This window comes from Novosphingopyxis sp. (assembly GCF_965218915.1).
Classification (GTDB): domain Bacteria; phylum Pseudomonadota; class Alphaproteobacteria; order Sphingomonadales; family Sphingomonadaceae; genus Novosphingopyxis.
Genome location: NZ_OZ244708.1, coordinates 994,488 through 1,009,007, shown reverse-complemented (window position 1 = coordinate 1,009,007; position 14,520 = coordinate 994,488). Strand labels below are relative to the sequence as shown.

Genomic DNA, 14,520 nt, shown 5'->3' with positions numbered 1-14,520 from the left:
CCCGCTGCATTAGGCTTCGTGCATAACCCGCGAAAAGGATACCCCATGCACGAAGCCGTCATCGTCTCCACCGCCCGCACGCCGATCGGCAAGGCCTATCGCGGCGCCTATAACGATACCGAGGCGCCGGTTCTGGGCGGCCACGTGATGAACGCGGCGGTGACGCGCGCCGGGATCGACCCCGCGACCATCGACGACGTGTTCTGGGGCGTGGGCAATCAGTGGGGCACGCAGGGCGGCAACGCCGCGCGCATGGCGATCTTCGAGGCGGGCCTGCCGATATCCGTGCCGGGCTTCACGCTGGACCGGAAATGCGGCTCCGGCCTCACCACCGCCGCGCTGGCCGCGCGCTCGATCATGGCGGGCGACATCGACGTGGCGCTGTCGGGCGGGATGGAATCGATCAGCCTCACCGTCACCAAGGACGCGCCGCGCTACGTCAACGACAGCGTGATCGCCGAGCAGCCGCATGCCTATATGCCGATGATCGAGACCGCCGAGATCGTGGCCAAGCGCTACGGCATCAGCCGTGAGGCTCAGGACGAATATGCCGCGATGAGCCAGCAGCGCGCCAATGCGGCGACCGAAGCCGGGCGCATGGCCGAGGAGATCGTGCCGCTCACCACCACGAAAAAGCTCTATGGGCAAGACGGCAGCGACGCCGGTACCGAGCAGGTGACGCTGGAACAGGATGAGGGCCTGCGCGCCGGGACCACTGCCGAGACATTGTCCGGCCTCAAGCCCGTGTGGAAGGGCGGCAACGTGATCGGGCAGGGCGAGAATGTCACCGCCGGCAATGCCAGCCAGCTGTCCGACGGCGCCGCGGCGCAGATCCTGATGAGCCGCGAGCGCGCCAGGGCCGAGGGGCGCGATATCCTCGGCGTCTATCGCGGGTTCCAGGCGGCGGGCTGCAAGCCCGAGGAAATGGGCATCGGTCCGGTCTTCGCGATCCCCAAGCTGCTCGATCGCGCGGGCCTGAAAGTCGCCGATATCGGCCTGTGGGAACTCAACGAAGCCTTTGCCTCGCAGTGCCTCTATTGCCGCGACGAACTGGGCATCGATCCGGACATCTACAACGTCAACGGCGGCGCGATCGCGATCGGCCATCCGTTCGGCATGACCGGCGCGCGGCTGGTCGGCGCGGCGCTGCTCGAAGGGCGGCGGCGCGGCGTGCAATGGGTGGTCGTGTCGATGTGCACGGCGGGCGGCATGGGCGCGGCGGGGCTGTTCGAGCTGGTCTGAACGGCGCGCCGCTTGGCAAGGACGCGTGCATCCGCTTAGATGGCGCGCAATCACGCAAACCGTCCGGAGCCGCCCAGTATGAAACACACCCTGCCCGCCCTTACCCTTAGCGCCTTGCTGCTCACGGGTTGCTCCACCATGTCCACCGACGCGCCGCTGGCGAGCGGCGGCGCTGCGGTTGCCGCGGACGCGGATGTGACGGCAAGTGAAGATGCCCGGCTGCTGACCTTTCTCGACGCCGCGTTCGACCAGTCGGTCGCGCTCAGTCCGGAGGCGATGACCAGCCTCGGCCTCAAGACGGATTACGACAAGCTCGACGATTACACGCCCGCCGCGGCCGCGCGCAGTCTGGCGCTGGAGCAGCAGCAGCTCGCCGAGATGCAGCGGATGTTCGATCCCGCCGAGCTGGGCTCCACCGCGCGGCTGAGCTACCGCCTGTTCGAGGAGAAGGTGGCGACAGACAAGGCGCAGGATGTCTACCGCGATTACGGCTTCCCGGTCTCGACCAATGGCAGCCCGGCGGGTGACATTCCGGTCTTCCTGATCAACCAGCACCGCATCGACAGCGTGGACGATGCCGAGGATTACATCGCGCGCATCCGCGAGACCCAGCGCGTGATGGCCGAAACCGCCGCGACGATGCGCGATCAGGCGAGCAAGGGAATCGTCCCGCCCAAGATGGTGTTCGCCCCGGCGCGGGAGGACGCGCGGCTGGTCATCACCGGCGCGCCGTTCGACGATGGGCCGGACGGCAGCCTGCTCGCCGATTTCAGGGAAAAGGTCGGCAAGCTCGACATCGCGGCGAGCGAAAAGGCGCGGCTGGTGGACGAGGCGGAGGCGGCGATGACCGGTCCGTTCCTGGAGGGCTTCAAGACGTTGTTCGCCGCGCTCGACGCCATCGAGCCGCTGGCCAAGGGCAATGACGGCGCCTGGAGCCTGCCGAACGGCGATGCCTATTATGCCGCGCGACTGAATTTTTATACGACCACCGATCTCACCGCCGACCAAATCCACCGGATCGGGCTGGATCAGGTCGCCTCGATCCGCGCCGAAATGGAGGCGGTGAAGCAGGAGATCGGCTTCTCCGGCACGCTGGAGGAGTTTTTCGCCGCGCTGCGGACCGATCCGAAATATCAATATCCCGATGATGCGGCGGGCCGGGAGGCCTATCTCGAGAACAGCCGCGCCGCGATCGCGCGGATCATGAAAATTGCGCCGCAATATTTCTCAGGCCTGCCCAAGCCCCCGCTGGAGGTGCGCGCGGTCGAGCCGTTCCGCGAGGAGACCGCCGCGGTCGCCTTTTACAATCGTCCCGCCCCCGATGGCTCGCGTCCGGGCATCTTTTACGTCAATCTGGCCGACATGACGCAGGTGCAAAAGCCGCAGTCCGAGGCGATAGCTTTCCACGAAGGTGCGCCGGGCCACCATTTCCAAATCGCCCGCGCGCAGGAACTGCAGGGCCTGCCGAAATTCCGGCGCTTCGGCTATTACGGTGCCTATACCGAAGGCTGGGGGCTGTATTCGGAGCGGCTGGCGGCGGAGATGGGCGGCTATGATAGCGCGCTCGCCCGCTTCGGCATGCTGAGCTTGCAGATGTGGCGCGCGATCCGGCTGGTCACCGACACCGGCATCCATTCCAAGCGCTGGAGCCGCCAAAAGGCGATCGATTACTTCACCGCCAACGCGCCCTTGTCCGCGCGCGACATCGAAAAGGAAGTGAACCGCTACATCAACAATCCCGGCCAGGCGACGAGCTATATGATCGGCCAGCGCAAGATCGCCGAACTGCGCGCGCGGGCCGAAGAAGAACTTGGCCCGAAGTTCGACATCCGCGCCTTTCACGAGGTGATCCTGAGCCAGGGCGCGCTGCCGCTCGATGTGCTGGAAGAACAGGCCGACGCCTATATCGCGGCCAACCGCTAAGGCCTCGACCCGGTCAAGTGTTCAACTTGCCTCCGTCGATCTCCGTACTGACCTGCGCATGGGCGAGCAGCGAAAAAATCAGCGTGCCGCCGATGATGTTGCCGACCAGCGCGGGCAGGATGAAACCGAAGATCGCGAAGCCGAGGCCGGCCTCGCCCGATAGGACGAGCAGCCATGCCTCGGCCGATCCGGCGACCACATGCGAGAACTCGCCCAAACCAATGAAATAGGTGAAGAACAGGATGATCCAGAATTCCTGTCCGCGCCCAACGGGCAGCGACCAGGCCACGGCGGCCAGCAGGAAGCCCGCCGGGATACCACCGAGCATTGTCTGGAGCGGCCCGTGCTCGAGCAATTTTTTCGACAGCTCCAGCATCGCTGCGGCCTGATCGGGATAGCCGATGGCATTGTTGCCCACGAGCAGCATGATCACAAACGTGCCGAGCATGTTGGCGACGAACACGATACTCCAAAGTCGCAGCAGGCGCAGCAGATTGGATATGCTCGGGTGCGTCGCCACCGGGATCGTTGCCGAAAGCGTGCTTTCGGTGAACAATTGCATCCGGCCCAGAATGACGATCAGGAAGCCGAGGGTATATCCGAGCGAAGCGACCATCGGTCGCCACGGCGCATCGGGCAGCGCATCCTCCAACAAAGCCCTGCCCAGAACCGAAGACGGAATAGCGATGCCGGCTGCTATGCCCGACCAGAAAAGCGACAGCAACGGGCGCCGCAGTTCGTCGCGCCCTTGCCTCCTGATTACTTCATGAACGACATAGCTATCGACCGAAGCGCGTTCACGGACCTGTTTGCCTTCCTCATGGCTAAGGTCGATGTCGTCGTCTTCCGCCTCGTTCCTACCGGATGGGTTGTCGTGCCCCCGATCGTTCGCAACCATCTTATGCCCCCGCCGCATACCGCTATCGCAGTTAAAACAGCCCAACGCATGCCGACGCGAAAAGGTGATGCGTAATAGCTCCGCCTCCATTTTGGCCGACCCGATCGGCAGCGGAGCAGCCTTTGCGGCAGGCGTGCAGCATCGCTGGCTGAAGCAAGAGCCTACCGTCGAGGCCATGGCCCCTTCCGGCTGGCGCTCGCCGCGCTCGAGCATAGCCTGCGCGGCGCGGCCAAGCACGAGGTTGCTCGATAACTTGCGCGGGCCTTGGGGGGATATGGAAGGCCGCGTGTCGATCGGCCCCATCCTTACCCTGCCAGTCAGCGAGCCGCGCGCTGCGCAAGCACCTTGTTCAGATAGACCGTGACCAGCGCCGCGCGCTGCGCATCGGCGATGCGATCCGCGCCGGCGGCGTGGCCGCCTTCGGGATCTTCGTAATAATAGAAGGGATCGTCATAGGTCTCGAGCTTCGCGGCATATTTGCGCGCATGGCCAGGGTGGACGCGGTCGTCCTCGGTCGAGGTGTAGATGAACGGCGTGGGATATTGCACGCCGGGCTTCAGGTTCTGATAAGGCGAATATTCGCGGATGAACGCCCAGTCGGCGGGCTTGTCGGGATCGCCATATTCGCCGATCCAGGATGCGCCCGCGAGCAAATGCGAATAGCGCTTCATGTCGGTGAGCGGCGATCCGATCACCGCCGCGCCGTAGAGATCGGGACGCTGCTCGATCGCCGCGGACGTCAGCAGCCCACCGTTCGACCGGCCCGAAACCGCAATGGCACCCTTGGTCGAAACCCCGGTGCGCACCAGATCCTCGGCGACCGCGGCCAGATCGTCGAACGCGTTCTGATGCTTCTCGCGCATCGTTTCCTGGTGCCAGCGCGGCCCATATTCGCCGCCGCCGCGGATATTTGCGAGAACGAAGGCATTGCCCTCCTCCACCCAGAACAGCCCCGCCGGACCCGATCGATAGGGCTGGCCGACCAGATAAGTCGGCGTCTGCGCCAGATTGAACCCGCCATAGGCATGGATCAGCGCCGGAACCGCACCGCTCCGACCCTTTTTGCGCACCAGAAAATAGGGAATGCGCGTGCCATCCTTCGACGCCGCAAAGCGCTGTTCGACGTCCATCGTCGATGCGTCGAAGCGCGCGGGCAGCGCGTCTACCTCAACCGGCACGGCGCCGGGGCGGACAGCATCGAGTGTCGGCGGCGTGAGAAAGCCCTCGACCGTGACAAAGGCCAGATCGCTATCATCGGCGGTCGCATTCAGCGTGACCGTGGAGGATTCGGGCAGCGCGATCGCCTGCTGCGACCAGTTGCCGTCAGCGCCCCGTGTCAACGCGAGGAGCTTGCCCGAAACATCGTCGAGCAGCTTCACCCACAGCACCGACTTGCCCGATCCGACCTGCTCGACCGCCTGCGAATCGGTCGGCACGAACACGCGCTCGACCCTCGGGTCGCGTCCGGCCAGCACCTCGGGAATCGAATAGGCCACCACCGCGCCCGCAGGAATGCCGTTCCAGTCGCTCTGCAGCGTGGCGAACAGCTGGCCATCCAGCACGGCGTTCACCTCCGCGTCCTGCGGCAGCGGCGAGGCAATCAGGCGGCCGTCCGGCGCGATGTGGCTGCGGTCCGTGTGATAGAAATCCACCTCCTTGCCGAGCAGCGGATAACGCATCGCACCATCCTCCAGCATGGCGACGCCGGTGCCGACATACTCGGTCGGCACGGCCGCGATCTCGGTCGCGGCGCTGAGTGGCGCGCCACGCTTCCACAGCTTGACAATGCGCGGATAACCCGAGCTGGTCAGGCTGCCCTCGCCGAAGTCGGTGCCGACATAGAGCGCGTCGGGCCCGGCCCAGCTCAGCCGCGTCTTGGCGGTGGGCACGGCAAAGCCGCCCTCGACGAACGCGCCCGCCGGAATATCGAACTCGCGTTCGAGCACGGCGTCGCCCCCGCCGTCCGACAGCGCGACCATGCAGCGGGTATAATCAGGGGCGAGACAATCCGCGCCCTTCCACACCCAGCTCTTGCCTTCGCTTTTGCCGAGCGCATCGACATCGATCAGCGTACGCCATTCCGGCTCGCCGCTCATGAAGCTGCCCAGCGACGCGATCCGCCACAGCCCGCGCGGATTGGCCTTGTCCCGCCGCAGGTTCAGCACGCGGTCGCCGATCACCTGATCGGGGTTCGCGATCTGGCGATCGTCCTGCAACAGATCGAGCGCGCGCTCCCGGTAGCTATCGAAATCGGGTTCGGCCTCCAGCGTAGCGAGCGTGCGCTCGTTCCACCGCCCGACCTTTGCCAACGCCTGTTCGCCATGGATATCCTCCAGATAGAGGTTCGGATCGGCCGCTTCGGCAGCACCGGTCGCTTGCGCCGCGGCGGGCGATGAAGTGGCGGCGAACGGTCCGACAGCGGCGATGGCGAGGGAGAGCAGATAGCGCATGGCAGGTCTCTTCAGACTGGAAAAACAAGGGCGGCGGCAAGGTCTGGATAACTCTGACGAGAAATACGTCTAGCGATATTTCCGGATGATCCGGCCGGCCTCGCATCGCGGCGACGATTTCCGAGCGTTTTCGGCGATTTCGGGAGAATTGGTGCCCAGAAGAGGCATCCAATTCATAAATATTTATTGTCTTATTTCAATGGCATACTCCGTAGGGCTGTGGCGAAAGGCCCGCAAGAAAGCCCGCAAATCTCACATAAGGTGTTGGTTCGATGCCTTTTTCAGGACTCAAAAAAGGTTCTTTGGGATGATTTCCGCGCAGGTGTGAACGACAAGTGAGCCTTGTTTTAGGTATTCTACGGGCGTGACCTGACCCCCCTGACATTTCCTACAAATACAATGAGAGTCTTGCTTAAGGGAAGGACGGCCGCGATAAACGAGGTTAACCGAAGTGACTGGCCCCCACCGAGTGGTCCGGTTTGATTGTTAGTGCATTGCTGCCTCCGGCGCCACTGCCGACGGGAGGTGGAGCGAAGCGGAACCGGACGGCGGCAGTGGCGGCGTTGCCGTTTCCGGGGCTGGCGGGCGATAACCTAGACTGCTGTGCGGGCGCACCGCATTGTAATGGCGGCGCCAGGCCTCGATCAGTACCTCGGCTTCGGCGAGGCTGTAGAAGATCTCGCCGTTCAGCAGTTCATCGCGCAGCGATCCGTTGAAGCTCTCATTATAGCCGTTCTCCCACGGCGATCCCGGCGCGATGTAAAGCGTCTTCACGCTGATCTTGCCAAGCCATTTATAAATCATCCAGCCAGGGCATCATTCATGCGTACCAGTCAGTGATGACGTGGTTGGCTTGATTCTGCAGTCCGTGCCCTTCGCCAAAGCCTTGCCCAGCGAAGCCAGCCATGTCCTGCCGAATTCGCGCCAGTTTAACAGACAACGAACCTTCATCATTGCTCATCTCACCGTACGAATGTTCACCTGCTTCATCAGCATCGAAGCTATCACTGGTCAAATGAGCTCGGATCTGTGCCGTTCTTTGCGCAAGAACTCCTTCGTTTAAAAGGACATGCTGATCCAAATCGGACGAAGATAGAAGCATCGCAGGCACCGCCCTGATGTCATGTGCTGGAGGCTCATAGGAGCGATTACCATCTGTCGGCTCCACGTCGTTAGAAGGATGACTTTCCTCCGTCAGGTGCCGTCGATTTGTGCTGGAGTGCAGGTTAGGAAGGTTGTCGCTCAGCACCGAATCGCCGCCCTCTAGACCAACTGGCAGGATCAGTCGCATTCCGCCTTCCTGATACTCGCGTATATAGGGATTGCTGGAAAATTCTCCAGTGAAGCGGCTGCTCAGATCATATGGATCAACCTGTACCAACACTTGGCGATTAAGCATGAACTGCTCGGGATAGCGAAATGCCGAATTCGATGTAGACAGGTCGATTGCAAACGATGCATCCGCGAGGGCATGCGATATATCCGTCGGCGTTTGCCCAGTTCCTGAAAAGTTTACAACGTCTTGGGGCCGTATTTTCCCGACAATGCTGTCCGCGCCGCCTCCGCCATTGAATACCAGTCGGTGTGCAGACTTCAGACCGCTGATATCGACCGTGTCGGCATTCGCGCCGGAATTCACGGTTATCGTATTAAAGTTGAGGCTGGTGGTGGTAAAGTCACCCACCACACTGACAGTATCGCCGCTCCCGGAAGTGCCTCCGGTCGGGGCACCAGGTTCGATAGGGGTTACGTTCAGCGTATCGACGATGATTTCCTCGATATCATTGAGCTCGGAAATTACATGGGCGTTGTCGCTGCCATTGCGCGTGACGACAATTTCGGTGTCGATATCTAGGTCGCTGGCGATGTTTCCAGCAATCTCCAGCCACGCATCGCGCGTGTAGAAGGTGAAGTCTTCGGCACCCGCAGAGCCCAAAAGCTTGTAAGTGTCGGTTTCAGAACCACCGTCAATGAAATCACGACCGTCCGTCGCGCCGACCTGAACGATCAGGTCATCTTGGCTCAAGCCAAAAACCCTATCAGCACCCTTCTCGCCATGCAGCACGTCGTTCCCAGAACCGCCATACATTATGTCGTCGCCGGCCCCGCCATACAAAACGTCCTGACCAGTCCCCCCATACATTTTATCCTCGCCGCTCAGACCATAGAGCATGTCGGCACCATCGCCGCCAAATATTCTGTCATGACCCTTGCGGCCATAAAGGATGTCAGCGCCGTCGCCGCCATACAAAATATCATCGCCAGCACCGCCATTTATAAGGTCATCGCCGCCATCACCGTGAATGATATCGTCGCCGCTCTCACCATTGATCGTATCATTGCCATCACGACCAAATATACTGTCCGGCCCCGCCCCGCCAAACAGCATGTCGTCGCCATTTCCTCCATCGATGAAATCGGCACCCCCTTTCCCATCGATCCGGTCAGCACCATCATGACCTAATAGAGTGTTTTTCGCATTGGTGCCGATGATATGATTGTTCGAGGCGTTACCTTCGCCCAAGACAGCCTTGCGCATCAGAATGAGGCGTTCCTGGCCTTCCAGCAACTGATAGTCGACCGACGATTCGATCGTATCATATCCTTCGCCAGCTTGCTCAATGACCTGATCACCCGCGTCATCCACGAAATAATAGTCGTTACCGTCGCCGCCAGTCATCATGTCGGCGCCCTCGCCCCCTTGGAGGATATCGTCGCCTTGGCCGCCATTTAGGACGTCGCTGCCCGATCCGCCGTCGATTTGGTCGTTTCCATCGCCTCCAGACAAAATATCATCGCCTTCCAAGCCGAAAAGCCGGTCGTCGCCCGCTAGTCCGGAAAGGTTGTTGGCTAAAACATTGCCGGTCAAACGATTGGCTAATCCGTTGCCAGTACCGCTAGCGGCTCCGCCCAACAGCACGAGATGCTCAACATTATTTGTTAACTGATAATCGACTGAAGCTTGAACCAGATCGTCGCCCTCGTCTACAAGCTCGATAACCGCATCTAGAGGGTCGTCGACGATGTAAAGATCGTCACCCTTCCCTCCGCTCATCATATCGGCTCCAGCACCGCCATCAAGGAAGTCGTTGCCTGCAAGTCCGCTAAGCGCATCATCTCCGGCCAACCCGCTTATATGGTCGCGTCGCTCGGTACCGACCAGCACGTCAGAGGCTTCACTGCCAACAATGATCTCACCTTCACCGCGGCTGGCAAGTGCAGCATCAAATTCCTCGACGCTGTAAATCCTGTTTTCTTCAACTGCGTAGATTTCATCGAAATTAGCCAATATCGTTTTGCCAATTAAGCCCCACTTGTCTTCGATTATCAAGTTCGAGCCGTTGAGGGTAGAAGTCAGGCTATCCAGATCCCAGCTGACGACAAGACGATCCACGCCATCGCCGCCCTCATAGCTGTGCTCGCCGGGAGCCAAGAAGACGCTTCCCTGCGACGACGATGACGCTGTGCTCGTCTGCTGTGTTGAAGCTATCGTATCATATTTTGCTAGCGATTGGCCCGGAGCACGCTGCGTGGATCCTGGGTTGCTAGAAAATTGATCAGTAATTGCAATAGTGACTTGCCCTTGGTCTGCAGTTTTAAATCTGATCCCGAGATCGACGCTAACTGCCGGGCTAGTTGTATAAACATTCTCTACAGCTGGATCGAAACGAAACTCCTCGGCATCCCACAGCCCGTAATAATCATTTATGGTAATAGAACCGCCATTTGCGAAACTTATCTTCAAGTCTCCTTGAACTTCCCAAAGCGGAGCAAAATCGTTATTCGGCAAATACTCTCCGATGACACGCTGGCTTTCTACAATAAATTCCGCCGTGATCTCGCTAGACGCGAAATCACTGAAATCGAAATTAAACCCCGGCTGGTAGATATCGCCCGGCACTTCAGTGGGCTGGGCGTTAAGATTAGGGGCGTATTCGACGCTATTGAAAGCCTTAACGGTTACAACGTCGTCGCCATCGCCTTGCCCATATTGGTAGAAAATCGTTCCGTAGATCGCATCAATAAAGACGCAATCATCGCCCTCGCCCGGAGTCAGGATTTTTGCTCGGGCGGCTTCAGATGCCGTATTTGCGGCTTGCGTTCCATGCGGTCGAGAGCCAAAAATAGAGAACGCACCGGGTTCGAGTGGTGGCGGAGTTGTTATGTCGGGCCCGTAAGAGATGATGATCGTATCGTTGCCAGCACCACCATCTATCGATGCTACGGGCTGGGTGCTGCCACCTGGAGAGGGATTTCCGCCGGGAAACCCGCCACCAGAAGATGGTCTACTCGCCACCTCAGTCCCACCGTCTTGATCGACGATAAAGTCGTTACCGCTTCCGCCGATAATTTCATCGACCCCAGAGCCGCCGAGGAGAACTGCCGATGCGCTGGTTCCGGCAACGCTGATGCGGTCATCACCGGCGCCCCCGCTAATCGATTTAGCTTCGTCGCTTCCGTCGAAGAGATCGTCGTCGTAATCCGTGCCAATGATGTCGGTCTTGAAGCCCGCGAGCGTTATGACGCCCCCGCCGTCTCCCGAAGTATCAGCATTCGAGAGCTGGCTGGAGCCATCAGGGCCGTTGAGATGCGCTCTGATCCCGTGTTCGAGATTCTTCCCAGAAACTGCTTGGCGAATATTGTTGCTAAGTTCCACACCACCGAGGGCTTCGACGGTAAGATTAACGTCATCACCGATGGTGCCGCGCAGGTCAAAAATCGTCTTACTCGCACTGATGCGCAGATACTCAATACTTGTAAGTGTATCCTGCCCCCCGTCATTCCCGTTGACGATAAGCTTATGCGATACACCCGTTCCATCATAGCTCAGGCGCACCGTGCCCGGATCGGCATACACCGCTGTGTCGTAGCCGTCGTTGTCTCCGTACGCGGCATCGCCGAGGATTATATCGCTGCCCGGTCCACCGAAGAAAAAATCGTTACCTGCCCCACCGATCAACGTATCGGCGCCCAATCCTCCTAACAGTGCATCGTCACCACCTGTGCCCTTCACATAGTCGTCACCACCCCCAGCCAAGAAAATCGTGGGCGCACCGACGAGATTATATGACTCGGCATTATCCGTCCCGACAATAAGCTGATATCGCTCCGCCGTAGTTTGATAAACTGCAGAACCGCCTATCAGACTTATCACAACGCCGTCAATTAGCTCAAAAGGGTCAATGCTCGACGATGGGTTAATGCGGCCTAACCAACCGCCCAATTCATCGGAAATAAAGTCCGCTTCTACTTGACTAGAATATGTAGCGATTGTTTTCCCAATAATTCCAGCAACCAACTCGCCTTGCATAGAGATTTCGTGAGATTGCCCACCCAAGGCGTCAGCAGTCCAAGTCGTATCAGAAAAATCGATCAGTAGCGCTGCAGGTTCATTTGATCCGGCTCCTACCCTACTAATAGTAAATATGCCATCAACCGCATCCGGCCGTTCGGATTTCAGCGCTCTATTAGTGGCTAGCAGCCCGGCATATTCAACCATTACATCGCCAAATGAGGATAAGAGTTCATCGTCGATCCAAACCGGCAGAGCACTTCTGACTATTCCAAGATCATCAGCATCATCGAAAAGCGCTTCAATAGCTGTATCGCCAAAAGGCCGCTCGCCTTCACTAATTGCTGAATAAGCAATAGAGTATGCCAATTGATTGCCCGGAGTCGACTGACCTGTTCCGATACCCGCCCCCCCTTCCTTCCAGCCTAAAGATTCTCCGATTGCATCGTTGTGCAATGCGTCAAACAAGATTGGTGAAATTGATCGCCAACCTATGCCGCGCGCGAGGCCTCCGTTTTGTTGAGGAGCTTCCCACACGTTCTTCGCGTAAAGCAGATGAACAAGCAGCGACTGAGAATGTCGGCGAACTGCCCCTTCAACATAGCCTAAGCTGGTATCATAGTCATCAAGCGCAGTCTTATCGACCATGTCCTCAAGCTCAATAGTGCGATCAAAATCGCTTTGAGCAGGAACTCGAACAAAGTTTTCAAAAAATTCTCCTAGCGCCCCATCCCTTAGCTCTTGGGCGATTTCCCCCTCTACATAAATTGACTTTGGGACATCGAAATATAGCGATCCCGTCAAACCTGCGGCTTGCGCATGAGTTTCAGCTGCAAAGCCGAAAGGCAGATGATCGAAAATTAAGGCTTGATTTCCGTAAAGGGTTGATACTATTCCGGCTAGCATTCCACCGAGGGAATGGCCGGTCAAGCTTATGCCAACAATGTCCTGCGACGTGTCGGCTATATCGACTACATTTTCATAAAACTTGATTGCTAGGCCTACCTGCCCGGCCTCCCATCCAGTTATTGCGCTCCAGCCCTCCCAAATATCGTTAGGTATTATAGACGATGCGCCTGGCTCGTCCTCGTAATCACTACCGCGATAACTGACAATTACTTCGCCATCGAGCACATAAGCGATTGCGTAAAAAGATGCCTCTAATGCAGCGCTGGCCTGATCCTGCACCAATATATGGGCATTGCCTATCGACCTTCCCGCTTCCTCCTGCGCCGAATCTGCATCTCCGCTGTTGAGCCGGAGGCCCTGACTGTATCCGCGATTATATGAATCCATCGCTAATATCGCAATCATAAGTTCTTTATTCATTCTTGGTCCCCACGAATAAAACTATGTCTGTATAAGTTATTCGCCAAATCATGCGTCATCTGATATCTTTGACCATCGAGGCTCGTTCGAAAGTCCTTTAGCCAAGGCAGTCGTTTAGTAATGGAAAAGGATGGTTTTTCCTCAGTGATTTGTACCAGAACCGATTTTAGCCGTGTATTCTGTCCGAAGCTGCGAGATAAATTGGAGGGATCGACGGCCTCCACGGAGTTCGGCTTTGCAAGATGCCGGAACCGCACAAATTGTGGATAATATTCGAGAGGGACGCGAAATATTCCTCTAACATTTTGGATACTTTCTGCGGTTACAGGCTGACCAGCAGCACGTATAGCCTCCGGTGCGAACCGCTCAATGCTACCGCCATCTTGACCAGTCAGTAGCGCGAAGAGAGTTTGCCCGCCCGGGAGGTCGACTGCCACCGCTTCTCCGCGGTACTGGGATGAAGTCCCACCGCCGTTGGGTAGCCAATCGGGAACGTTGTAATAGCGAACCTCAAGGATGCTCGAACCCGATCGCACACCTTCCGGGGTATCGACTTGGACCGTCAACCTGTATCGATAACTGCCCCTGCTTGTACACCCGACTAACATAAAAACCATTTGACCCATCAAAAGGCAGAGCAGCGCGCGGTGCGCAATTCGCCATACTGGCGCGCGCGACGCTTTCCGGATCTTTGGGGGGAAGATTAGAATGTCACGTTGACAGAGCATTGCGTCTCTTAGGCAACCTGCCTGATCCTGCCCCATAAATCCATCTCACATTATTAACCAACTTATCCGATCCGAGTTTACCGCCCATTGGGTACATTGAGAAATCGTATCGTCGACTATAGAGCACGAAAAAGTTGCAGGCTCGCACATCACCCAGACCTACCTAAAGGTCTTGCTGACATAGTCGGCAGCGCAGATAACTGGCATTTGCCCGTCCATCTAAGTCGTGCAACGCAGCCTGTCAGAAATTGAGAATTTGAAAAGTCACCCACCCTGGCGCTCCTCCCCGAACGCAGAATCTAGCTATCGGACGAAGCTGGATCATCGCGACGTTTACGTCAACCGTGATTTTGGCAAAGCCTTGCAATCTGCGCGTCCGATTGAAGGAGTCTTCGCCTGCTGCGGCGGCGAGCTCCACGTCACTGCCGAGGAAGTTGCCGAGCGCCTCCATGTTGTTCCTGCAAACCGTATTGCGCTGCTTTACTAGATCGAAGCCAGCGTGTGGGCCAGTCGCCCGATGCTCGCCGTCTCGCCCGCCAAGAACACAGCCACCCGTTCATCGAGGAATTCCACCGCGTGCTGGACGCACGGCTGTCGCAGCTCGGCCGCAGAAGCCGTCTCGCCGATGCGATCCGCTACGCGTTCACCCACTGGTAA

At 58.5% G+C, this 14,520-nt stretch carries 7 protein-coding genes and 1 pseudogene; 3 read left to right on the top strand and 5 right to left on the bottom strand.

The window, feature by feature from the left end; translation table 11 throughout:
- Positions 1-45: 45 nt before the first annotated feature.
- Together ACOQPC_RS04665 and ACOQPC_RS04660 are read left to right on the top strand one after the other, a co-directional pair.
- The gene (locus ACOQPC_RS04665; protein WP_420607492.1) at positions 46-1,242 is read left to right on the top strand and encodes a thiolase family protein; all 1,197 of its coding nucleotides are present in this window, start codon (positions 46-48) and stop codon (positions 1,240-1,242) included.
- Between the two features lie 78 nt (positions 1,243-1,320).
- Positions 1,321-3,165, top strand: coding sequence for a DUF885 domain-containing protein (locus ACOQPC_RS04660; RefSeq protein WP_420607491.1), 1,845 nt, complete (start codon positions 1,321-1,323; stop codon positions 3,163-3,165).
- Positions 3,166-3,178: 13 nt separating this feature from the next.
- Here the strand turns inward: ACOQPC_RS04660 and ACOQPC_RS04655 are convergent, their stop codons facing one another.
- From ACOQPC_RS04655 to ACOQPC_RS04635, 5 genes and pseudogenes are all read right to left on the bottom strand, one after another.
- Positions 3,179-4,063 carry a formate/nitrite transporter family protein gene (locus tag ACOQPC_RS04655; RefSeq protein WP_420607490.1) on the bottom strand — a complete coding sequence of 295 codons (885 nt, stop codon included), beginning with the start codon at positions 4,061-4,063 and terminating at the stop codon, positions 3,179-3,181.
- A gap of 317 nt (positions 4,064-4,380) precedes the next feature.
- Positions 4,381-6,513, bottom strand: coding sequence for a prolyl oligopeptidase family serine peptidase (locus ACOQPC_RS04650; RefSeq protein WP_420607489.1), 2,133 nt, complete (start codon positions 6,511-6,513; stop codon positions 4,381-4,383).
- A gap of 486 nt (positions 6,514-6,999) precedes the next feature.
- Positions 7,000-7,314: pseudogene (locus ACOQPC_RS04645) on the bottom strand (integrase core domain-containing protein); the annotation flags it as partial.
- A 19-nt stretch (positions 7,315-7,333) separates the two neighbouring features.
- The gene (locus tag ACOQPC_RS04640) at positions 7,334-13,135 is read right to left on the bottom strand and encodes a hypothetical protein (RefSeq protein ID WP_420607488.1); all 5,802 of its coding nucleotides are present in this window, start codon (positions 13,133-13,135) and stop codon (positions 7,334-7,336) included.
- A 969-nt stretch (positions 13,136-14,104) separates the two neighbouring features.
- On the bottom strand, positions 14,105-14,314 hold the full coding sequence (locus ACOQPC_RS04635) for a hypothetical protein (RefSeq protein ID WP_420607487.1): 210 nt from the start codon (positions 14,312-14,314) through the stop codon (positions 14,105-14,107).
- Positions 14,315-14,364: 50 nt separating this feature from the next.
- Between ACOQPC_RS04635 and ACOQPC_RS04630 the strand changes: the two genes are divergently transcribed.
- Positions 14,365-14,520 carry an IS66 family transposase gene (locus ACOQPC_RS04630; protein ID WP_420607486.1) on the top strand — a complete coding sequence of 52 codons (156 nt, stop codon included), beginning with the start codon at positions 14,365-14,367 and terminating at the stop codon, positions 14,518-14,520.

Coding starts and splice junctions, on each gene's coding strand:
- ACOQPC_RS04655 (WP_420607490.1), bottom strand. CDS start 4,063: ATGGTTGCGAACGATCGGGGGCACGACAACCCATCCGGTAGGAACGAG.
- ACOQPC_RS04650 (WP_420607489.1), bottom strand. CDS start 6,513: ATGCGCTATCTGCTCTCCCTCGCCATCGCCGCTGTCGGACCGTTCGCC.
- ACOQPC_RS04665 (WP_420607492.1), top strand. CDS start 46: ATGCACGAAGCCGTCATCGTCTCCACCGCCCGCACGCCGATCGGCAAG.
- ACOQPC_RS04660 (WP_420607491.1), top strand. CDS start 1,321: ATGAAACACACCCTGCCCGCCCTTACCCTTAGCGCCTTGCTGCTCACG.
- ACOQPC_RS04635 (WP_420607487.1), bottom strand. CDS start 14,314: ATGGAGGCGCTCGGCAACTTCCTCGGCAGTGACGTGGAGCTCGCCGCC.
- ACOQPC_RS04640 (WP_420607488.1), bottom strand. CDS start 13,135: ATGAATAAAGAACTTATGATTGCGATATTAGCGATGGATTCATATAAT.